The sequence below is a fragment of the Variovorax sp. OV700 genome (assembly GCF_900099805.1).
Lineage (GTDB): Bacteria > Pseudomonadota > Gammaproteobacteria > Burkholderiales > Burkholderiaceae_C > Variovorax.
Genome location: NZ_FNDR01000009.1, coordinates 90,159 through 111,756, shown reverse-complemented (window position 1 = coordinate 111,756; position 21,598 = coordinate 90,159). Strand labels below are relative to the sequence as shown.

The window sequence follows — 21,598 nt, the reverse complement described above, 5'->3', positions numbered from 1 at the left end:
AATCTCAAAACGCCATGCCGCGCGGACGCACGCTGACTTCGTCGCTCGAGACCATCTGCAGGCCGGCAGCAGTGCGCACCTGCAGTTCGCCGCCCCAGGCAACGCCCTCGCACAAGCCGAAGCTGCCGTCGCTGAGTTGGACCTCGCGCCCTCGCAGCGCGTCGCGCGCGGCAAAGCGTTCGGCAAAGGGCACGAAACCCTCGGCCTCGAAAACCTGCACGCTGCGCACCAGCGGCGCGGCCAGCTCGGCAAGCACCTCGGGCGCGGTGGCGCCGGGGCGCCATTGGCGCAGCCACGCGGGCGGGGTGCGCATGCCCTCGGCTTCGCGCGGGCCGATGTTGATGCCGATGCCGATTACCAGGTAGCGCGGCACGGCCGGCCCCTCGGCACGGACCGCGTGCGGCATGGCAGTTTCGATCAGGATGCCTGCGAGCTTGCGGTCGTCCACCCACAGGTCGTTGGGCCACTTGAGGCCGACTTTCGCATCGCCCGAGGGGTCGAGGCTTTCGGCCACGCTGACGCCCACGGCCAGCGAGAGGCCCGACCAGTCGCGCGGCGCGAGCGGCAGGCCCAGCGAGAAGGTAAGGGAAGCGGCGCTGTCTTCGCTTTGCTGCGCGCTCTGCCAGGGCCGGCCGAGCCGGCCGCGCCCGGCGGTCTGGCGCTCGGCCACCAGCAGCACCGGCGGGGTGTGGCCGGCGCGCGCGCGGCGCATCAGCTCGGTGTTGGTCGAATCGATCTCGGCCACGGCCTCGACCGTGAAGCCGGGCAGCAGCGGCGCGACAGCGGCGGCGATGCGGTCTTCGAACCAGGCGGCCGTGGTGCCCATGCTCAGCCCTTGCCGGCCTCGTCCTTCTTGGACTTCTTTTTTTCTGATTTCTTTTCGGCCTTCTTGTCGGCCTTCTTCTCGGCTTCCTTGTCCGCCTTCTTGGCTTCCTTTTTCTCGGCCTTTTTCTTTTCGGCCTTCTTTTTGGCCTTTTTCTTCTTTTTCTTTTCTTCGTCTTCGTCCTTGGGCGTCAGCAGGGTGCCACGGCAACTCTCCGAGCCGCACCAGCAGGGAAATTCGGCCAGCAGCTTCGGGGTGTAGGGCTCGTCGATGATGAGGCCGTAGTCGTAATTGAGCTCTTCTCCTGCAGTGATGTTTCGCAGCGCCTTGATATAAACGCGCCCACTGACCTCGTCGGCCTCGCAGTTCGGCTCGCAGGAATGATTGATCCAGCGGGCGGCATTGCCGTTGACATTGCCGTCGATCACACGGCCGTCGTCGATGTGAAAGTAAAAGGTGTGGTTCGGCTGGGCCGGGTCGTGCGGGTGACGGCGCAGCGCCTCTTTCCAGTTGATGACCTCGCCCTTGTATTCGATCAGCGTCTCGCCTTCGGCCAAGTCGTCCACGGCGAAAACGCCGTTGCCGTGAACATCCGATCGCCGCATCTGAATGCGGCGGCCGGCAAATTGTGGGGATTTGGAAGGCATCGCCGAAGTCTGTTAGGTTGAATATGCACACATGCGCGTGTGCGCGTGCGCACACGCGGGAAGCCGCAGATTGTATGTGGCCCCCACGCTCTCGCACTGCGTGTCGTCGCTGCCCCCCGGAGGGGGCCGCAGGCCGCCTTGAGGCGGCTCGGCGCCGGCCTGGGAACTCTTTTAGGAATGTTGATGAAGACTTTGGTAATTGCAGAAAAGCCGTCGGTGGCACAGGACATCGTCCGCGCCCTCACGCCGGTGGCCGGCAAGTTCGACAAACATGACGAGCATTTCGAGAACGAAAGCTACGTTGTGACCAGCGCCGTCGGCCACCTGGTCGAGATCCAGGCGCCCGAGGAGTTCGACGTCAAGCGGGGCAAGTGGAGCTTCGCGAACCTGCCGGTGATTCCGCCGCACTTCGACCTGAAGCCGGTCGACAAGACAAAGACTCGCCTGAACGCCGTGGTCAAGCAGGCCAAGCGCAAGGACGTGACGCAGCTCATCAACGCCTGCGACGCGGGCCGCGAGGGGGAGCTGATCTTCCGCCTGATCGAGCAGTACGCGGGCGGCAAGACCGGCCTGAACAAGCCGGTGAAGCGCCTGTGGCTGCAGTCGATGACGCCGCAGGCCATCCGCGACGGCTTCGACGCGCTGCGCACCGAAAAGCAGATGCAGGGCCTGGCCGACGCCGCGCGCTCGCGCTCCGAGGCCGACTGGCTGGTGGGCATCAACGGCACGCGCGCCATGACGGCCTTCAATTCGCGCGACGGCGGCTTCTTCCTGACGACGGTGGGCCGCGTGCAGACGCCCACGCTGTCGGTGGTGGTCGAGCGCGAGGAAAAAATCCGCAAGTTCGTGAGCCGCGACTACTGGGAGATCCACGGCGTGTTCCAGGCCGAGGCCGGCCAGTACCCCGGCAAGTGGTTCGACGCGAACTTCAAGAAGCCGCCGCCGGGTCCCGACGGCGTGGCCGACGCGGAGATTCGCGCCGACCGCGTGTGGAGCGAGCGCGAAGCGCGCGAGGTCGCCGATGCGGCACGCGGCAAGCCCGCCACCGTCACCGAGGAGAGCAAGCCCACCACCCAGGCCTCCCCGATGCTGTTCGACCTGACCTCGCTGCAGCGCGAGGCCAATGGCCGCTTCGGCTTCTCGGCCAAGACCACGCTGGCGCTGGCGCAAAGCCTGTACGAACGCCACAAGGCGCTGACCTACCCGCGAACCGATTCGCGCGCGCTGCCCGAGGACTACCTGCCGGTGGTGAAAGACACGATGAAGATGCTCGCCGACAGCGGCATGAAGCATCTCGCGCCTTTTGCCCAGCAAGCGGTCGACGGCAGCTATGTGAAGCCGAACAAGCGCATCTTCGACAACGCCAAGGTGTCGGATCACTTCGCCATCATTCCAACGCTGCAGGCGCCGAGCGGTCTCTCCGAGGCCGAGCAGAAGCTCTATGACTTCGTGGTGCGCCGCTTCATGTCGGTGTTCTTTCCGAGTGCCGAATTCCAGGTCACCACCCGCATCAGCACGGTGGAAGCCGGCGGCAAGAAGTACCCGTTCCGCAGTGACGGCAAGGTGCTGGTCAAGCCGGGCTGGCTGGCCATCTGGGGCAAGGAAGCCGTCAATGACGACGACGAGAAGGACGGCAAGAACCTCGTAGTGGTGAAGCCGGGAGAAACGGTGAAGACCGAATCGGCCGACCTGAAGGCGCTGAAGACCCGGCCGCCGGCACGCTATTCGGAAGCCACGCTGCTCGGCGCCATGGAAGGCGCGGGCAAGACCATCGACGACGACGAGCTGCGCGAGGCCATGCAGGAGAAGGGCCTCGGCACTCCAGCCACGCGCGCCGCCACCATCGAAGGCCTGATCACCGAGAAATACATGCTGCGCGAAGGCCGCGAGCTGATTCCCACCGCCAAGGCCTTCCAGCTCATGACGCTCTTGCGCGGCCTGGGCGTGGAGGAACTCTCCAAGGCCGAACTCACGGGCGAGTGGGAATACAAGCTTGCGCAGATGGAAAAGGGCGCGCTGAGCCGCGACGCCTTCATGCGCGAGATCGCCGAAATGACGGAGCACATCGTCAAGAAGGCCAAGGAGTACGACCGCGACACCGTGCCGGGCGACTACTCGACGCTTTCGACCCCGTGCCCCAATTGCGGCGGCGTGGTGAAGGAAAACTACCGCCGCTACGGCTGCACCGGCAAGAGCGGCACGGGCGAAGACGCCTGCGGCTTCTCGTTCGGCAAGTCGCCGGCGGGGCGCACCTTCGAGGTGGTCGAGGCCGAGGCGCTGCTGGCCAACAAGCACATCGGCCCGCTCGAGGGCTTCCGCTCCAAGGCCGGCTGGCCCTTCACCTCCGAAATCATCCTGAAGTTCGACGAGGAAGCGAAGAACTGGAAGCTGGAGTTCGACTTCGGCGACGACAAGAACGGCGACACCGGCGAGATCGTCGACTTCGGCGAGCAGGACACGGTGGGCCCGTGCCCGGTCTGCGGCGCACCGGTGTTCGAGCACGGCAGCAACTACGTCTGCGAGAAGTCGGTGCCCACCAACGCGCAGCCGACGCCGAGCTGCACCTTCAAGACCGGCAAGATCATCCTGCAGCAGCCGGTGGAGCGCGCGCAGATGGAGAAGCTGCTCGCCACCGGCAAGACCGACCTGCTCGACAAGTTCGTGAGCATGCGCACGCGCCGCGCCTTCAAGGCCTTCCTGACCTGGAACGCCGAAGAGGGCAAGGTGACCTTCGAGTTTGCGCCGCGCGAAGGCGGCAGCAAGTTCCCGCCGCGCAAGACCTTCGGCAAGGCGGCACCGGCAGGCAAGACGGCCGCGGCCAAGAAGGTGGCTGCGAAGAAGACCCCCGCCGCCAAGAAGGCACCGGCCGCGAAGAAGGCCGCCGCGCCGCGCAAGCCCGGCGCAGGCCTGAAGCCGAGCGACTCGCTGGCCGCGGTGATCGGCGCCGAACCGGTGGCGCGCACCGAGGTCATCAAGAAGCTGTGGGACTACATCAAGGCCAACGGCCTGCAGGATGCGACCAACAAGCGCGCGATCAATGCCGACGCCAAGCTCAAGCCGGTGTTCGGCAAGGACCAGGTGACGATGTTCGAACTCGCGGGCATCGTGGGCAAGCACCTCTCGGCGCCGTGAACCGGGTGTTACCGGGCGGAAAACGCACCGGCCTATAGTGAACGCAGTCTTTCACCATTTGCCAGGAGTTTTCCGTGAAGCCATTGATTGCAGCTGTTCTTGCCATCGCGATGGGCGCCCTGGCGGCGGGCTGTGCCGGTACGGGGTCGGCGGGTAACGCTGACCGCGCCACCTCGTCGTCCGGCAGCGGTGTCACGGTGTTCGGCACCATCGATGCCGGCGTCAGCGGCAGTACGAACCGTTCCGACCGGCGCTAGCCAGTCGGTGCGTCAGCGCCGCAGCAGCGCCTGGCGCAGCACCCGCGCCGCGCGGTCGCGGATGCGGCCCGACCCGGCGCCGATCGAGGTCTGGGGCGCCACCCTCGCCGTGGCGCAGGCCCAGAGAAAGTCGTGCAGGATGGGCGTGTCGTCCACGGTCTCGGTGCTGCCGTACTTGTGGAATTCAGGGTGCCACTGCGTGGCGGAGATGTAGCTGCGGCCCTTGTCGGTGCGGCGGCGAATGGCCTCGGGCACGCGGTCGGGCAGGCTCCACGCCTCGACCTCGAAACCGGGTGCGAGATCTTTCACGCCCTGATGGTGAATGCTGTTGACCTTTGCAGTCTTCACCTCCGGATAGAGCTTGGCCAGGCGCGTGCCTTCCACGATCTCGATCTGGTGAAAATTCTGGTCGTAGGTCACCGGGTCACGGTGCCGGATTGTTTCGGGATGGCCGTGCTGCGCCTCGATGTCCTGGTACAGCGTGCCGCCGAAGGCAACGTTGATGAGCTGCAGCCCGCGGCAGACGCCGAAGATCGGCTTGCCGGCCTGTTCGAAGGCTTCGACCAGCGCCAGGTCGTACAGATCGCGGATGCGGTCGCCCACCCACGCATCCTTGAGCGGCTCCTCGCCGTAGCTGCCGGGCCAGACGTCAGCGCCGCCGTGCATCACGACGCCGTCGAGCCATTCGGCGTAGTGCGAGAGCTTGGTGTCGCCGCGCGCGGTTTCGCCCGTGGGGCAGGGCACCATCACCACCATGGCACCGGCCGACATGAGCCAGTGCGCGATGGACTGCTCGACATACTGCAGCGTCTTGTTGGTGAACAGCGAACGCGCCGGGTCCGCATGGGAAAAGCAGGCAGACAAGCCGATCTTCAGCCGGGCGGAAACAGGTTGCGGCATCTCGGGACTGGCAGGACGTGCTGTGCGAAAAGGAAAGTCCATTTTGGCGCTTTGGCCTCTCGCACGGGGTCGGACGACACGCCAAGTATGCTTTCAACGCCGCTACGACCAAGAAGGAAGACAAGCCATGAAGACGATCAAGGGCCCGGCCATTTTTCTGGCCCAGTTCGCGGGAGACGAAGCCCCGTTCAACTCGCTCGACGCCATTGCCGGCTGGGCCGCCGGACTGGGCTACAAGGGTGTGCAGATCCCGAGCTGGGACGCGCGCCTGTTCGACCTCAAGAAGGCCGCTGGGAGCAAGACCTATTGCGACGAGATCAAGGGCACGCTCGCCGCGCACGGCCTCGAGATCACCGAGCTGTCGACCCATCTGCAGGGGCAGCTGGTCGCCGTACATCCGGCTTACGACGCCGGCTTCGACGGCTTTGCGGCGCCCGAGGTGCGCGGCGATCCGGTGCGGCGCCAGCAGTGGGCCGTGGAGCAGCTGCACTTGGCGGCCAAGGCCTCGGCCAACCTCGGGCTCACGGCCCATGCGACTTTTTCGGGCGCATTGGCCTGGCCGTATCTCTATTCGTGGCCGCCGCGCCCGCCGGGACTCATCGAGGAAGCCTTCGACGAACTGGCGCGCCGCTGGCGGCCCATCCTCGATGCCTTCGATGCGGCGGGCGTGGACGTGGGCTACGAAATCCACCCCGGCGAAGACTTGCACGACGGCGTGAGCTACGAGATGTTCCTGGAGCGCGTGGGCAACCATCCGCGTGCGTGCCTGCTGTACGACCCGAGCCACTTCATGCTGCAGCAGCTCGACTACCTCGCGTACATCGACCACTACCACGAGCGCATCAAGATCTTTCACGTGAAGGACGCCGAGTTCAACCCGACCGGCAAGCAGGGCGTGTACGGCGGCTTCCAGAGTTGGATCAACCGGGCAGGGCGCTTCCGCTCGCTGGGCGACGGGCAGGTGAACTTCAAGGCCATCTTCTCGAAGATGGCGCAGTACGACTTCCCCGGCTGGGCGGTGCTTGAGTGGGAGTGCTGCATCAAGCACCCGGAAGATGGCGCCCGCGAAGGCGCGGCCTTCATTGCCGACCACATCATTCGCGTGGCCGAGCGGGCGTTCGACGATTTTGCCGCGGGCGGTGTCGACGTGGCCGCGAACAAACGGATGCTCGGCCTCGGCTGACGCGCGCTCGAGCTATATCTTTAGTAGCACCAGACACCTGTGCGGCGGGAGTCTGGTGCCTAATTCACAGGTGCGTTGTATTTAAGACAAGCAACTGTCATACCCCGCGCGCTATAATGTCGGGTTCGTTTCGATACCACGACGAAGCACTTTTCGTCACTCCGCCGGCTGACCTGTACCGTCCCTTGGATTTTTCAGGCCTCTTTTTTCAAGCCGGCTTCACAGTGTGTTGGAGCGCCAGACCGGGCGCCCATGATTGCCACCACTGCCTTCGTTCTTGTTGAAGCGAATAGCGCGTCCGCCGCGCCGTTCTGGCCGGCCCACGCCCGTTTTCAATCAATTTTTCGGCATTTTGCGCACACTTTTCGCGCAGGGTGCCAAGGCTTCATGGACATCATTCAACACAGTATCGCGGTGGGCAAGTACCTTGTTTCCCCGCTCATTCGCCACCAGGACGACGGCAACTACGCCGCTTCCGTCTCGATCCGCTCTGGCCGTGGCAGCGGCATGCACGACCGCGTGATGCGTTTCACGCCGCGCTTTGCCAGCCACGCCGCCGCGCTGCGCTACGCCATCGACCAGGGTCTTTGCTGGGTGCGCGAACGCAGCAGCCCTCTCAGCGTTGCCCCGCTCGCGCTTCCGTGCGCAGGCTGAAACAATTACGCCCATCTTCATATCCAACACACATCGAACGAGAATTCAGAGGTAATCACACATGCCCAAGGAAGAACTGATCGAAATGAACGGCGCAGTGACCGAAGTCCTGCCCGACTCGCGCTACCGCGTGACGCTCGACAACGGCCATCAGCTGATCGCCTACAGCGGCGGCAAGATGCGCAAGCACCACATCCGCATCCTGGCGGGTGACAAGGTGTCGCTCGAACTCTCGCCTTACGACCTGACCAAGGGCCGTATCACCTTCCGCCATCTGGAGCGCCGCGGTCCGCCGCCGACGAACTCCGGCAACAACAACGCACCTCGCCGCTGATCCGCGACGGACGAAGGGCCTTGCGGCGCCCCGCGAAGGGTGCCGGCAAGGCCTTTGTTTTTCCGGGTCCGGCTGCCGAACGACGATGACCACGACCAATTCCCCAGCCGACGGCTCCCCAGCCCAGGCCTCCGCCGACCACGGCTTTGCCACGCTGGCGCTCTCGCCCCAGATGCTGGCCAACCTCACGCAGCTCGGCTACACGCAGATGACGGCGATCCAGGCGGCCGCGCTGCCGCCGGCGCTGCTCGGCAAGGACCTGATCGCACAGGCCAAGACCGGCAGCGGCAAGACCGCCGCCTTTGCGCTGGCGCTGCTCTCCAACCTCAACCCGCGCCGCTTCGCCATCCAGGCGATGGTGCTGTGCCCGACGCGCGAGCTGGCCGACCAGGTCACAACCGAAATCCGCCGCCTGGCGCGCGCCGAGGAAAACATCAAGGTGGTCACGCTCTGCGGCGGCGTCGCGCTGCGCGGGCAAATCGCGAGCCTGGAGCACGGCGCACACATCGTGGTGGGCACGCCGGGCCGGATCATGGACCACCTGGAGCGCGAGAACCTGAATCTCGAAGCGCTCAACACCCTGGTGCTCGACGAAGCCGACCGCATGCTCGACATGGGCTTCTTCGACGACATCGTGAAGGTGGCGCGCCAGTGCCCGAAGGAGCGCCAGACGCTGCTGTTCTCGGCCACCTACCCTGAAGGCATCGCCAAGCTCGCGCAGCAGTTCATGAAGAGCCCGCAGCAGATCACGGTGCAGGCGCAGCATGAAGGCAGCAAGATCCGCCAGCGCTGGTACCAGGTGAAGGAAAGCGAACGGCTGCACGCCGTGAGCCTCTTGCTCGACCATTTCCGCCCCGTGAGCACGCTGGCCTTCTGCAACACCAAGCAGCAGTGCCGCGATCTCGTCGAGGTGCTGCAAGCCCAGGGCTTCAGCGCGCTGGCCTTGTTCGGCGAACTGGAGCAGCGCGAGCGCGACCAGGTGCTGGTGCAGTTTGCCAACCGCAGCTGCTCGGTGCTGGTGGCCACCGACGTGGCGGCGCGCGGGCTCGATATTTCGCAGCTCGAAGCGGTGATCAACGTCGACGTGACGCCCGATTCCGAAATTCATATTCACCGCGTCGGCCGCACCGGCCGCGTGGGCCAGCAGGGCGGCGCAGAAGGCCTCGCACTGAACCTGGCCAGCATGGACGAGATGGGCAGCGTCGGCAAAATCGAGCAGCTGCAGGGCCGCGAATCCGAATGGCACGACCTGGCCGAGCTCACACCCGGCAAGGGCGAACCGATGCGGCCACCCATGGCCACCCTGCAGATCGTCGGCGGCCGCAAGGAAAAGATCCGCGCCGGCGACGTGCTGGGCGCGCTCACCGGCGACTGCGGCTATGCCAAGGACCAAGTCGGCAAGATCAACGTCAACGAGTACTCGACCTATGTAGCGGTGGACCGCAGCATTGCCGAAGAAGCCGCACGCAAGCTCGACAACGGCCGCGTGAAAGGCAAGAGCGTCAGGGTGCGCCTCCTGACACCGCAGTCCACCTGACATCCCTCCCATGGCCCCTCGTTTCGGCGCTTGGCAGATAAAATCTGCCGATGTGGCCTAATCGGGGGTCGAACATCCTTTTTATCCGAGCTTTCCATGCCCAAGAAAATCCGTACCGAAGCCGACCGTCTTGCTAGCCCGAAGCCGACCCCCATGCCCGGCTACACCGCGCCTCGCACCGGTGGCGGCCAGAAGATCAGCCTCGAGCGCGGCACCGCCACGCGCAGCAAGAAGAACCCGGGCAAGCGCCCGACCAAGGGCGGCTGATCCAGCCCACGCGGCTCTTTCTTCGGAGCCACGACGAACGCGCCCTCGGGCGCGTTTTGTCATTGGGCCCGCTACAAACAAGGCCGCCATGTCCGACGACAACCAGATCTTCATTCCGCCCTCGTTCTTCGCGGTTTATAGCGACGCGCGACAGCGCCTCCTGGAGCCGATCGGCGTAGTGCGCGAGCGCTATGAGATCTGCGAAGACCTGGCCAACCACCTGGTGGGCCATGCGCAGATCCAGCACCACACCGAGGTGCCGGTCGAGAGCGAGATCCTGCGCCGCATCCACGCCGGGCTGGCGACGCCCGAAGCCGGCGTGTCGGTTGCCGAGGCCGGCTGGATCGTGCAGCGGCTGGCCGAGCTGCTGGGCTGGCGCGGACCCGAGCCGACGCCGGCTGCTGACGCGTAGAACTGGAGAGGCGCGCCGTGCTGCTCAAGGTCGGTGAACTGGCCAGGCACACCGGCCTCACGGTGCGCACGCTGCACCACTACGACGCCATCGGGCTGCTCGCGCCTTCGGCGCGCTCCGAAGCGGGCTACCGGCTCTACGGCACGGCCGATATCGGCCGGCTACATGCGATCCAGGCACTGCGGCTGCTGGGGCTCCCGCTGGCCGAAATCGGCGGACTGCTGGGTGCCGAAAGCGGCTCGCTGCCGACGATCATCGCGCGCCAGATCGCATCGCTCGACCAGCAGATCGCCCAAGCCACGGCTTTGCGCGAACGGCTCGGCCTGCTCGAACGGCGCCTCGCGGAGGGCGGCCAGCCCGACATGAAGGACTGGCTCGCCACGCTGGCGCAGATGACCGCCTATGGCCGCTATCGCTATTTCAGCCCCGCCGAAATCAAGTCGCTGATGGCCAACTGGAACACCGTGGCCGACCAGTGGCCGCCGCTCGTCGCCGACGTGGCGGCGCTGATGGCGCGCGGCGTGCCGGCCGATGCGCTCGAAGTACAGCCGCTCGCCTTCCGCTGGATGAACCTGATGGGGCAGTGGATGGACGGCAGCTTCGACCTCATCACGCGATGGGGCGAGATGTACCGGCGCGAGCCGGGGGTGCGGCGCGCCGACGGGCCGCCGGCCGAGCTGATCGATTACATCGGCGAGGCCATCGGCGTGCGCATGGCCGCGCTGCTGCGCCACCTCCGCACCGACGACTTCGCGCGCCTGGGCAAGCCGCCCGAAGAAGAATGGCGCCGGCTCGCCAGCGAGCTCACCGCCCTGCAGGCGCGCGGCCTGCCGCCCGGCGATGAAGCGGTGCAGGCCATTGCGCTCGACTGGGTGCGGCTCTTCGACGCATTCACCGCCCACGACCCGGCCCTGGCCGAGCGGCTGATGCGCGCGATGGCCGCGGAGCCGGTGCTGCAGGCCGCTTCGGTGATCGAACCAGCGGTGCGCGGCTACCTGCTGCAGGCCATTGCCGTTCTCCGGCAAAAAGATCCGAAGCCCGCTCCGCAGCCGCTTGACCCTGACGTTGCGTGAGGCCCGACAGTGGCCCCATGAACAACGCCCAAAGCTCCACACGGTTCGACGCACTCGACAACCTGCGCGCGCTCATGATGTGGCTCGGCATCGTGCTGCACGTGGCGGTCAATCACATCACCACCGCTTCGCCGCTGCCCTGGCGCGATCCGAAGACTTCACCGGTGGCCGACCTGCTGCTGCTGTTCATCCACAGCTTCCGGATGCCGGTGTTCTTCATCCTGGCCGGCTTCTTCGCGGCGCTGCTGGCCGAACGGCGCGGCGCCGGCGGCATGCTGAAGAACCGCGGCCTGCGGCTCGCACTGCCCTTCGCGGTGTTCTGGCCGCCGCTCTTCGTGCTGACCGCGGTGCTTTCGATGGTCTACATCCACCTGACGGTGCGCGGCGTGCCGGGCTTCGACAGGGCGCTGACGCCCGCGCGGCAGCCCGGCGGTTCGCCTTTCAACACCATGCACCTGTGGTTCCTCTATCAGCTGTTCTGGCTCTGCGTGCTGGCTTGGGCGGGCTTGCGCCTGCGTCGCTTCATGCCGCCGAGGCTGTGCGATGCGGCCCGCCGCGCCTTCGCGCTGCTCGCGCAACGTCGATGGGGCTTCCTGGTGCTCGCATCGCCGCTGGCACTGGTGGGCTCGTTCTATCCCTCCGGCATCGTGGCGGGAAGCGGCTCTTTCCTGCCGCCGCTTGCCGAATGGGTGCAAAGCGGTCTGTTCTTCGTGTTCGGCTGGTACCTGCATGGGCCGCGGGAGCAGCACCTGCTCACGCTCCTTGCTGCGCGTTGCCAGAGCCATGCGCTGGCCGGGCTGGGCTTTTTCATCGCCACGGCGGTGTTGCTGGGGGCCGTGCGCGGCGGCACTGCGCTGCCGCTGCCTTGGCCGCATCCTGCGTTCTGGATCGCGTTTGCCTACAACGCCACTTCATGGCTCTGGAGTTTGGCGCTGATCGGAGGCTTCGTGCGCTATGTGCCGCACCGGAACGCCGTGCTGGCCTATCTTTCGCAGAGTTCGTACTGGGTATATCTGGTGCACATGCTCGGCACCATCGGCTTCGGCATCCTGCTGTTCAACGCGCCCTTCGGGGCCTTGGCGAAGATGGGGCTCAACATCGCAGCGACCTCGCTGGTGGCACTGGCCAGCTACGAGCTGCTGGTGCGCTACACGCCCATCGGCACGCTCTTGAGCGGGCGGCACGTCACGCGGGCGCGGCGGGGGTTGCCTGCTTCCGCAGGCTAGCCGCGGCAGATCACGCGCCTACTGGACCGAGGTCTTGGCCTATTTGTCGATGATCTTGCGGGCGAACAGCTCGAGATAGTCCAGCAGGCGATTGGCGCCGGCCGTGGCTGCCGCCTCGTCACCGGTCGCGATGCCTTGCGCCAGTTCGAGGTGGGCGTTCGCGCCTTCGACGATCTCGCCTTCATGCTGGTAGGCATACCAGAAGCGTCGGCACTGAACGATGAGCGGGGTCACGGCCTTCACCGCCGAATCGTTGTGGCTCGCCTGGTGGTTGACGAAGTCGAGCGCGCGGTCGGCCTGCATGTAGTCGTTCAGGTCGCCGCGGTGGGCGGCCTTCACCATTACCTCAGCGCAGCGCACGATCTCCTTGCGCTGCAGCGCGGTGGCGCGGCGCGCCGAGCAGGCCGCAATCAGCAGTTCGAGCACGCGCCGGGTCTGGATCACGTCCAGGTGGTCGGCCAGGTCGATGGTCGACACCAGGAGGCCGCGGCGCGGCTGCTGCACGATGAGGCCGATCGACACCATGCGCATCAGCGCCTCGCGCACCGGCGTGCGGCCAAGGCCGGTGCGCTCGGCCAGGTCGGCTTCGACGATCTGGCTGCCGGGCTCCAGCTGCAGCGTGGAGAGCAGCGTCTCGATCGCGTCATAGGCGAGGTCGGCGGCCCGTCGTTTGGGCTGGGGGCGAGGCACGGTCTTCGGGGGGGCCATTGTTTTCTTCTGGTGCTGCTTCGGCTTCATTGTCGGTCCACATCGCCAGGGCCCGCGAGGCCGGCCAGGGTTGCGATGCGCGCGGGCGACAGCGGCGGGCGCGGCGCGGGCGGCGTCCAGCCGAAAAGAAACTGCGCGGCATCGCCGCAGACGCGGCCCTGGCAGGCGCCCATGCCGCAGCGGCGGTGGAGCTTGGCGTCGGTCCAGCCGCTGCAACCTGCGAGCGCCGAGAACGGCACGTCTTCGCAGCGGCATACGAGGGTGTCGGGCTGCGGCATATGGCGGATATCAGGGGTCAGCGCGAAGCTGCGGTGCAGCTGTGCGGCGAAGGCATCCCAGCGGGCGCGCTCGCGTTCGTGCTGCTTTGCGGCGCCCTCGTTGCCGACGGCCGCGTAACCGGCGATGGAGCCCTGCGCGAGGGTGCGCTCGCTGCCGCCGAAGCCGGTGCACTCGCCGGCGGCGTAGATGTCGGCCATGGTGGTGGCTTGCTGCGCGTCGACTTTCAAGGCCTGTGCGCCGACGCCCTCGGGGGTGAGGGCGCAGCCGAGCATCCGGCCCAGTTGCGTGTTGGGGACGAGGCCGAAGCCGCAGGCCACGCGGTCGCATTCAATTTCTGCTTCGCGGCCGCCTTGGCGCAGCCGGACCGATTCGACCTGCGTGGCGCCTTGCACCGAGACGATATGCGACGAAGTGCGGTACTGCGCGTGGGCCAGCGTGATCGCCTGCACAGCCTTTCCCGGCCATCTCGGCAGGCTGGCCGCAAAGCCCGCGACCGCCGCGAACGAGGCTTGCTCGGCGATACGCACGACCTTCGCACCCGCGGCGCGCGCCGTCGCCGCCGCGGCGAGCAGCAAGGGTCCGCTGCCCGCAATCAGGATGCGTTCGCCCTCGACCGGCAACCCCGCCTTGACGAGCGCCTGCAAGCCGCCTGCGCCCGTGACGCCAGGCAGCGTCCAACCGGGGAAGGGCAGCAGCAGCTCGCGCGCGCCGGTGCAAAGAATCAGCTTGTTCCACCGCATGCGCCAGCCACGTTCTGCGTCTTCGAGCAGCAGTTCGTTTCGCGATGGCGCCGCGACGACGCGCGTGCCGCTGCACACGCGGATGTTGACGTGGCGTTCGAGCGCATCGCGCCACTTGCGCGCGGCCGGCGGCAGCGTGGCGCCAGGGCCGTCGCGCCAGATCTGCCCGCCGGGTGCGGGGTTGTCGTCGATCACGACGATCGAAGCACCGCTGGGCGCCGCCGCCACTGCCGCGGCCATGCCGGCAGGACCCGCGCCGACGATCAGCAGATCGCAATGTTCCAGCGTCATGTCCGTCATTCGGAGGTCTCCACGCGCATGCCCTCGGCGCAGACCGTTTGGCAGGCGAGCCTGCGGTGGCCGTCGATGAGCACGCGGCATTCCTGGCACACGCCCATGCCGCAGAACGGCGCACGCGGCTGCCCCGTGACCGAGGTACGCGCCACGCCCATGCCGCCGGCGACGCGCAAGGCAGCGGCGACCGAGCTGCCCGCCGTTACGCGGACGAGCTGGCCATCGATGAGCAGCAAGGTCTCACCGCTCATGCGCGCCTCTCCAGCAGCCCGCGCGGCGCATAGGGCGCCGCGTCGAATCCGGGTGCACCGCCGGTCATCAGCGCCGCGAGCAGGTGCGCGCTGCCCGGCGCGGTGGTCACGCCCAGGCCTTCGTGGCCGACGGCGAGCCAGAGCCTGTCGCGCCACGGGTGCTTGCCCAGCAGCGGCAGTCCGTCGGGCGTTGCGGCGCGCATGCCGGTCCACGAGCGAACCGCGTTGAGATCCGCGAGGCCCGGCAGGTAGTCGAGCGTACGCTGCAGCATGCGCGCGAGCATGGGCGCATCGACGGCGGGATCGATGGTGTCGAACTGGCGCGAGGAGCCGATCAGCAATTGCCCGGTCGGTCGCGGCTGCACGTTGAACGCGACCGAGTCGCCGTCACTGTGGTGCGCGCTGGTCACGTAGCCGAGCTCGACGAGCTGATGGTGCACCGTGCCCGGATAGCGGTCGGTGATCAGCAGGTGGCCCTTTTTGGGGCGGATCGGAAGCTCGGGGCAGAGCGTCGTCGCCTCGATGCCATTGGCGAGCACGATCTGCGGCGCGCTGCGACGGCTGCCGTCCGCGAGTCGCAGCGTGCCGTCGTCTTCGATGGCATCGACCTTCGCACGCTCGATGCGGATCGAATCTGCGCCATGAGCGAGCAGCCAGCGCGCCGCATTCGGTGCATAGAGGATGCCGTCGCCGGGCACTTCGAGCGCGCCCGCAAGGCCCTTGCGCAAGGCGGGCTCGGCGCGAGCCAGCTCCTGCGCGCCGAGCAGGCGGCTTTCGATGCCGTGCTCACGCAGCCGCTGCTGCTTTCGTTCGGCCTCGGCCATTTCTTCTTCGTTGGCCGCGATCCAGAGCGTGCCGCAGGCGCTGTACGCGCAGTCCTCGCCCATGCGCGGCGCCAGAGCGCGCCATTGCGCCGTCGAATGGCTGCTCAATGCAAGCTCGGCCGGGTTGTCGTCCATCACCACGAGGTGCCCCATGCCTGCGCCCGTGGCGCCGCCGATGCGTGCATCGAGCACCAGCACCCGGCGGCCGGCCTGCGCCAGCGCGTGCGCGCAGGCGGCACCGACGATGCCGGCGCCGATGACGATGACGTCCGCGTCCATGCCGCCCGGCGTCAGAGCCGGATGCCCCATCCGAAGGGGTCCTCGTCCTCGATCAGCAGCGTGGCTTCGGCGCTGATGTACGCACGGCCGCGCAGCGTGGGAATGACCTTGCCGCCTTCCATCGCGTAGCTGGCCTCGAAGCGGCTCCCGATCACACTGGCCTGCGTCCACACCTCGCCAGGCGCCAGCTTGCCGTCGGCTGCGAGGCAGGCGATTTTGGCGCTGGTGCCGGTGCCGCAGGGCGAGCGATCGTATGCGTTGCCGGGGCAGAGCACGAAGTTGCGGCTGTCCGCGCCTTCGCTGTCGTTGGCGAAGAGTTCGATGTGGTCGATCTCCGCGCCATCGGCGCCCGTGATGCCTTGCGCCGCCAGCGCCTTGCGCAACGCGGTGGTGTAGCCGGTGAGCGCGGCGAGGTTGTCGCTCGCCACGCGCTGGCCGTGTTCGCTCACCAGGAAGAACCAGTTGCCGCCCCAGGCCACATCGCCGTGCACGGTGCCGTGGCCAGGCAGTTCGACCGCGACCCGGTGCAGATGCCGGTACGCCGGCACGTTGCGCACGCTCACCGAACCATCGGCATGCAGCGTGGTCGTGACCGTGCCCACCGGCGTCTCGATCTTGTGCTCGCCCACGCCGATGCGCCCGATGTGCGCAAGGCTTGCGACCAGCCCGATGGTGCCGTGACCGCACATGCCGATGTAGCCGGTGTTGTTGAAGAAGATCACGCCGGCGGCGGCATCTTTCGACACCGGCTCGCACAGCAGCGCGCCAACGATCACGTCGCTGCCGCGCGGCTCCAGCACCGTGGCGGCACGCCATTTGTCATGCCGCTCGGCCAAGAGCGCGCGGCGCTCCGCCATGCTGCCGCCGCCCAGATCGGGAAACCCGCCAATGACCAGGCGCGTGGGCTCGCCGCCCGTGTGCGAATCGATGATCTGGATGCGTTGCATGTGGCTGGGTCCGATCAGTAGCTTGCGAGTGGCACGGGCGCTGCGTTCTTGAAGGTAAACACCGTGATCGGCGCCTGCTTCATGTTGCCCTTGTCGTCGTAGCTGTAGGTGGCGGCCACGCCTTTGTAGGTGGTCTTGTAGAGCTCGGCGCCCACCTTGTCGGGATCGATGGAATTGATCTTTTGCATCGACTCGCCGATGAACAGCACTTGGTCGTAGTACGAGGCGGCATACGCGTCCGCGTCGGCGTTGAAGCGCTTCTTGAACTTGGCCTTGAACGCCGGGCCGCTCTGCGCCTTTTCGAGAATGGAGCCGCCTTGCGCGCAGAACACCAGGTCGTTGACCGCATCGCCACCCAGCTTGCCGGTGGCGGGGCTGCACAGCGTGTCGCCGCCCAGCAGCTTGCCGGGCACGGCCAGTTGCTTCATCTGGCGCGCCATGGGTGCGGCCTGCGGTGCGTAGCCGCCGAAGAAGATCGCTTCGGGCGCCTTGGCCTTCATGTTGGTCAGGATGGCGGTGAAGTCCACGGCCTTGTCGGTGGTGAACTCCTGCCCGACCACCGTGAGGCCCTGCTTCTTCGCTTCCTTGGTGAACTCTTCCGCAAGGCCCTGGCCGAAGGCGGTGCGGTCGTCGATCACGCCCACCTTGCCGACCTTGAGCACCTTGGCCGCGTACACCGCCATGCTGGAACCGATCTGGTTGTCGCTCGCGATGATGCGGTACAGGTTCTTGTAGCCGCCCTGCGTCACCTTCGGGTTGGTGCCGACGGTAGAGACCATGGTGCCGCCATCGGCGTAGATGCGCGAAGCCGGAATGGCCACGCCCGAGCAGTACGGGCCCATGACGTACTTGACGCCTTCGTCCACGAACTTCTGCGCCACGCTCACGCCGGATTTGGCGTCGCACTGATCGTCTTCGGACACCAGTTCGAACTTCAGCGTCTTGCCACCGGCGGTGATCTTCTTCGCGTTGAGTTCCTCGATGGCAAGCCGCACGCCGTTCTCGTTGTCCTTGCCCGCGAAGGCATTGGGGCCCGACAGCGGCCCGCTGTGGCCGATCTTGACGACCTGCTCCTGCTGCGCATTGGCGTGGCCCGCCATGGCGATGGCCACGAGGCCGAGAAACGGAATCATGTGTGCGTTGGACTTCATGCTTGTTCCTTTGTAGAGGACGAGAGGGTTTATGCCATGACCGACTGATACTGCACAGGCCTTGTGGCCAGCGCCTTCTTCACGATCGCCTCCACGGCCGCGCGCTCCTCGCCGATGAGCGGCAGCCGCGGACGGCGCATGTGCTCCGTGCCCACGCCCACCAGGGCGTCGATCAGCTTCAGGTTCTGCACCAGCTTGTTCGAGACATCCAGGTGCAGCATCGGAGTCATCCACTGGTACAGCTTCAGCGCCTCGGCGAACTGGCCCGCCTTCATCAGGTCGTACAGCGCCACGGTTTCCCGCGGGAACGCGCAGCCCACCCCGGCCAAGAGACCATCCGCGCCCAGCGCCAGGCCCTCATAGGCCAGGTCGTCCACCCCCAGGAACAGCTGGTAGCGGGTCCCCACCGTGTTGCGCAGGTCCGTGATGCGGCGGATGTCGCCCGTGCTCTCCTTGATCGCCGCGATCCACTCGCAGTCCGCCAGTTCGACCATGTGCTCGGGCTTCAGATCCACGCGGTAGGCCACCGGGTTGTTGTAGACCATGACCGGCTTCTGAGCCGCGTTGGCAATGGTGCGCACATTCAGCATCGTCTCGCGCGCATCGGCCACGTAGATCACCGAAGGCATCACCATGAAGCCCGCCACCCCCAGCTTGTTGGCGCCGTCCACATAGCGCAGCGCTTCGCGGGTGCTGGTTTCCGACACATTCGCCAGCACCGGGATGCGGCCGTCGGCCGCTTCCAGCGCGATCTGGGCCACTTGCAGTTTTTCTTCGAGCGAAAGCGTGCTGGCCTCGCCCAGCGAGCCGCAGGTCACCAGGCCGTGGATGCCGTTGCGGATCTGGAAGTCGATGTGGCGCGCGGTGCCTTCGGCATCGATGCTTTCGTCGGCGTGGAACTTGGTGGTGATGGCGGGGAAGATGCCTTGCCAGCGGGGGTTGGTCACGTGATGGGCTCCTGGGTTGCGCGACGGAAAGCGGTCGCGGTTTAAATATATTAATAATATATCTTCAGGATATGCGTGGGGCAAGCGCTCTTTTGGACCAAGGTCTTCTGTGATATCCGCCGGAAAGCGCCGCGGACGTCCGTGTGTTCGCCGGGCGCTGTGCTTTGTTCATGCTCCCCGCGTTCAGGGCGGCGCACCCGCCGACGGGGTACCTTTCTCCGCGAATGTCCCCCGCCCTTCGGGCTCCTCCTTTATTTCGCTGCGCAAGGCACCCCGCCAGCGGGTGCGTTGGTTAGAGCGGTGGTTGATCGAGCGGAACAGGCGCAGCGCCCAGTGGGCACAGGGCGCCGGGTGCTCCCCGCAGCGAAATAAAGGAGGAGGGCGAAGCCCGGGGGACATTCGCGGAGGGGAGTACCCGGTGGCCTTTGCACGCGCCCTGAACAGGAGCGCCAAAAAACCAGAAGCCAGTCAGTCGATCTTCGCCCCAGAAGCCTTCACCACCGCCCCCATCGCATCCCAGTCTGCGCGCAGCAGCTTCTGGAACTCTTCCGCGCTCTGCGTGCGTGGCTCCACACCCAGGCGCTTGAACCGTTCCTGGATCGCTGGATCCGCCAGCACCTTGTTGGTGGCCGCGTTGAGTCGCTCGACCTCGGCCTTCGGCGTGCCAGCGGGTGCGAGCAAGCCGATCCATGAATCGAAGGCGTAGCCCGGCAGGCCGCTTTCGGCCACGGTCGGCAAAGTCGGCAGGAAGGGGCTGCGCGCCTGGCCCGTGGAGGCGAGCAGCTTCAAGCGCGGATCGGCCTGAAAACCCATCACGCCGATGCTCGACGAGATGACCGCCTGCACACGGCCCGCGAGCACCTCGTTGACCGCCTCGCCGGTCGACTTGGTCGGGATGTGCGTCATCTGCAGCCCGGCCTTCGCGAGGAACGATGCCATGGCCAGATGCGTGGCGCTGCCGTTGCCGGCCGAGGCGTAGTTGTACTTGCCCGGGTTGGCCTTCACCTCCTTGATGAAGTCGGCCGTGTTCGACACGTTGAGTCCGCTCGAAATCGCCAGCACATAGCCCGCGTTGCCGATGTTGGCCACGCCCACGAAATCCTTCAGCGGGTCGTAGGACAGCTTGCTGTACAGGAAGCCCGCGATGTGGTGGCTCGCGGCCGCGAGCACCAGCGTGTTGCCGTCCGGCGGCGCCTTGGCGACCACGGCTGCGCCCACCGTGCCGCCCGCGCCCGCGCGGTTCTCGACGATCGCGCTGGCGTTGAGTGCCGCGCCCAGTTCGGCGTTGAAGGCACGCGCCACCGTATCCTGCACCGCACCCGTGCCGAAGGGCACGACGATGTGGATCACGCGCTGCTGCTGCGCGTGCACGGGCGCGATGGCGCCCAGGGCCGTCGCGGCGGCAAGGGCGACCAGCGAACGTCGGGTGAACAGGATCGAGGAAGTCATCGGGGCGGCCACTTTCATCGTCATCGTCAACAGAAAAAAGCTCAGCCGCCCGAAGGCAGCCAGCACTGCACCAGCTTCACGAAGTAGCTGGCGCCAATCGGAATGATCTCGTCGTTGAAGTCGAACGAGGTGTTGTGGATGATGCAAGGGCCGGGCCCGTGGCCATCGAGCCGATGGTCGCCGTCGCCATTGCCCAGGAAGGCATAGCAACCGGGTCGCGCGAGCAGCATGTGCGCGAAGTCCTCGGCGCCCATTACGGCGGGAAAATTGTCGGTCACCATGTCGTCGCCCACCACCTCGCGCATCACGCTTGCGGCAAAGCGCGCCTCGGCCACGTGATTGACCACCGGCGGCGACGAGCGGTTGAAAAAGACCTCGGCCGTGCAGCCGTGCGCCGCGGCCACGCCGGCGGCCACTTCACGCAGACGCGCCTCGATCTTGTCGATGGCCTCGATGGAGAAGGTGCGAATGGTGCCGCCGACCGTGGCCACGTCGGGAATCACGTTGGGCGCATCCGACCCCTGCAGCTGCGTGACCGCGAGCAGCGCGCGCTCCGTGCTGGGAATGGTGCGCGGCACGATGGTCTGGAGCTGCTGCGCGAGCGTGACCACGGCGGCCACCGGGTCGATGCCGGTGTGCGGCATCGAGGCATGCGTGCCGCGCCCGCGCAGCGTGATCTTGTAGGTGTTGCTCGACGCCATCAGCGCGCCTTCGTTGAGCGCGAAGCGGCCCACGTCACCGACCGGGAAGTTGTGCAGCGCAAAGACCGCATCGCACGGGAAGCGCTCGAACAGGCCGTCCTGGATCATCTTCTTCGCACCGGCCTTGCCCATCTCCTCGGCGGGCTGGAAGATGAAATGCACCGTGCCGTCGAAATCATCCGGCCCCTGCTGCGACAGGTGCCAGGCGGCGGCCAGCAGCATGGTGGTGTGGCCGTCGTGGCCGCAGGCATGCATGCGGCCCGCGTGCGTGGACTTGTGGGCGAAATCGTTGGCCTCGTGCAGCGGCAGCGCGTCCATGTCGGCGCGCAGGCCGATGGTGCGCGTGCCGGTGCCCTTGCGCAGCACGCCGACCAAGCCGGTGCCGGCAATGCCGCGGTGCACCTCGATGCCCCATTCGGCGAGCAGGCCCGCCACCTTTTCGGAGGTGCGGTGTTCTTCGAAACCGAGTTCCGGATGGGCGTGGATGTCGCGCCGGATATCGACGAAACGGGAGGCGTTGCTGGCGAAGGAATCGACGATGTTCATGATGGCAAAGGTCGTAAGGGCGAACGATTCTGGCGCA

General features: G+C 66.6%; 22 protein-coding genes. 10 read left to right on the top strand and 12 right to left on the bottom strand.

From position 1 onward, the window contains the following. Positions 1-4: 4 nt before the first annotated feature. Positions 5-826, bottom strand: a complete 822-nt coding sequence (locus BLR24_RS20795) for a biotin--[acetyl-CoA-carboxylase] ligase (RefSeq protein WP_093020355.1) — start codon at positions 824-826, stop codon at positions 5-7. A gap of 2 nt (positions 827-828) precedes the next feature. Continuing rightward, the gene (locus BLR24_RS20790) at positions 829-1,470 is read right to left on the bottom strand and encodes an SET domain-containing protein (RefSeq protein ID WP_093020353.1); all 642 of its coding nucleotides are present in this window, start codon (positions 1,468-1,470) and stop codon (positions 829-831) included. Between the two features lie 183 nt (positions 1,471-1,653). Here BLR24_RS20790 and BLR24_RS20785 point away from each other — a divergent pair, with 183 nt between their 5' ends. Further along, on the top strand, positions 1,654-4,602 hold the full coding sequence (locus BLR24_RS20785) for a DNA topoisomerase III (protein ID WP_093020633.1): 2,949 nt from the start codon (positions 1,654-1,656) through the stop codon (positions 4,600-4,602). 74 nt (positions 4,603-4,676) lie between these two features. Then, a complete protein-coding gene (locus BLR24_RS20780) occupies positions 4,677-4,859 on the top strand; it encodes a hypothetical protein (protein WP_093020351.1) in 183 nt (60 codons plus the stop codon). 12 nt (positions 4,860-4,871) lie between these two features. On the opposite strand, the gene BLR24_RS20775 is transcribed toward BLR24_RS20780, so the two are convergent. After that, positions 4,872-5,759 (bottom strand): gamma-glutamyl-gamma-aminobutyrate hydrolase family protein, encoded by an 888-nt coding sequence (locus tag BLR24_RS20775; RefSeq protein WP_093020349.1) that lies wholly within the window; start codon positions 5,757-5,759, stop codon positions 4,872-4,874. 127 nt (positions 5,760-5,886) lie between these two features. On the opposite strand from BLR24_RS20775, the gene BLR24_RS20770 reads away from it, so the two are divergent. The 8 genes from BLR24_RS20770 to BLR24_RS20740 all read left to right on the top strand — a co-directional run bounded on the left by BLR24_RS20770 (position 5,887) and on the right by BLR24_RS20740 (position 12,445). After that, positions 5,887-6,942, top strand: coding sequence for a sugar phosphate isomerase/epimerase family protein (locus BLR24_RS20770; RefSeq protein WP_093020347.1), 1,056 nt, complete (start codon positions 5,887-5,889; stop codon positions 6,940-6,942). Between the two features lie 387 nt (positions 6,943-7,329). After that, a complete protein-coding gene (locus tag BLR24_RS20765; RefSeq protein WP_093020344.1) occupies positions 7,330-7,596 on the top strand; it encodes a hypothetical protein in 267 nt (88 codons plus the stop codon). A 61-nt stretch (positions 7,597-7,657) separates the two neighbouring features. Beyond that, complete coding sequence (gene infA / locus BLR24_RS20760; RefSeq protein ID WP_015867950.1) at positions 7,658-7,930, top strand: translation initiation factor IF-1; 273 nt, start codon at positions 7,658-7,660, stop codon at positions 7,928-7,930. 85 nt (positions 7,931-8,015) lie between these two features. Beyond that, positions 8,016-9,467, top strand: a complete 1,452-nt coding sequence (gene dbpA / locus BLR24_RS20755; RefSeq protein WP_093020342.1) for an ATP-dependent RNA helicase DbpA — start codon at positions 8,016-8,018, stop codon at positions 9,465-9,467. 96 nt (positions 9,468-9,563) lie between these two features. Further along, positions 9,564-9,734 (top strand): hypothetical protein, encoded by a 171-nt coding sequence (locus tag BLR24_RS30770; protein WP_175543319.1) that lies wholly within the window; start codon positions 9,564-9,566, stop codon positions 9,732-9,734. Positions 9,735-9,822: 88 nt separating this feature from the next. Continuing rightward, complete coding sequence (locus BLR24_RS20750; RefSeq protein WP_093020340.1) at positions 9,823-10,146, top strand: hypothetical protein; 324 nt, start codon at positions 9,823-9,825, stop codon at positions 10,144-10,146. Between the two features lie 17 nt (positions 10,147-10,163). Continuing rightward, positions 10,164-11,219, top strand: coding sequence for a MerR family transcriptional regulator (locus tag BLR24_RS20745; protein WP_093020338.1), 1,056 nt, complete (start codon positions 10,164-10,166; stop codon positions 11,217-11,219). A 17-nt stretch (positions 11,220-11,236) separates the two neighbouring features. Beyond that, the gene (locus BLR24_RS20740; RefSeq protein ID WP_093020336.1) at positions 11,237-12,445 is read left to right on the top strand and encodes an acyltransferase family protein; all 1,209 of its coding nucleotides are present in this window, start codon (positions 11,237-11,239) and stop codon (positions 12,443-12,445) included. Positions 12,446-12,484: 39 nt separating this feature from the next. On the opposite strand, the gene BLR24_RS20735 is transcribed toward BLR24_RS20740, so the two are convergent. The 9 genes from BLR24_RS20735 to BLR24_RS20695 form a co-directional block, all read right to left on the bottom strand. Continuing rightward, positions 12,485-13,153 carry a GntR family transcriptional regulator gene (locus BLR24_RS20735; protein ID WP_093020631.1) on the bottom strand — a complete coding sequence of 223 codons (669 nt, stop codon included), beginning with the start codon at positions 13,151-13,153 and terminating at the stop codon, positions 12,485-12,487. Between the two features lie 26 nt (positions 13,154-13,179). After that, the gene (locus tag BLR24_RS20730; protein ID WP_254787478.1) at positions 13,180-14,472 is read right to left on the bottom strand and encodes an NAD(P)/FAD-dependent oxidoreductase; all 1,293 of its coding nucleotides are present in this window, start codon (positions 14,470-14,472) and stop codon (positions 13,180-13,182) included. Then, the gene (locus tag BLR24_RS20725; protein ID WP_093020334.1) at positions 14,469-14,717 is read right to left on the bottom strand and encodes a (2Fe-2S)-binding protein; all 249 of its coding nucleotides are present in this window, start codon (positions 14,715-14,717) and stop codon (positions 14,469-14,471) included. Before BLR24_RS20725 ends, BLR24_RS20730 begins: the two co-directional genes overlap by 4 nt. Next, complete coding sequence (locus tag BLR24_RS20720; RefSeq protein WP_093020627.1) at positions 14,714-15,820, bottom strand: NAD(P)/FAD-dependent oxidoreductase; 1,107 nt, start codon at positions 15,818-15,820, stop codon at positions 14,714-14,716. Before BLR24_RS20720 ends, BLR24_RS20725 begins: the two co-directional genes overlap by 4 nt. 11 nt (positions 15,821-15,831) lie before the next feature. After that, the gene (locus BLR24_RS20715; protein WP_093020332.1) at positions 15,832-16,767 is read right to left on the bottom strand and encodes a 4-hydroxyproline epimerase; all 936 of its coding nucleotides are present in this window, start codon (positions 16,765-16,767) and stop codon (positions 15,832-15,834) included. A 14-nt stretch (positions 16,768-16,781) separates the two neighbouring features. Next, on the bottom strand, positions 16,782-17,918 hold the full coding sequence (locus BLR24_RS20710; RefSeq protein WP_093020330.1) for a branched-chain amino acid ABC transporter substrate-binding protein: 1,137 nt from the start codon (positions 17,916-17,918) through the stop codon (positions 16,782-16,784). Positions 17,919-17,947: 29 nt separating this feature from the next. Further along, positions 17,948-18,865, bottom strand: a complete 918-nt coding sequence (locus tag BLR24_RS20705) for a dihydrodipicolinate synthase family protein (RefSeq protein WP_093020328.1) — start codon at positions 18,863-18,865, stop codon at positions 17,948-17,950. Between the two features lie 468 nt (positions 18,866-19,333). Then, complete coding sequence (locus tag BLR24_RS20700) at positions 19,334-20,338, bottom strand: tripartite tricarboxylate transporter substrate-binding protein (protein ID WP_175543317.1); 1,005 nt, start codon at positions 20,336-20,338, stop codon at positions 19,334-19,336. Positions 20,339-20,355: 17 nt separating this feature from the next. Then, positions 20,356-21,561 carry a M20 aminoacylase family protein gene (locus BLR24_RS20695; protein WP_093020326.1) on the bottom strand — a complete coding sequence of 402 codons (1,206 nt, stop codon included), beginning with the start codon at positions 21,559-21,561 and terminating at the stop codon, positions 20,356-20,358. Positions 21,562-21,598 lie beyond the last annotated feature (37 nt).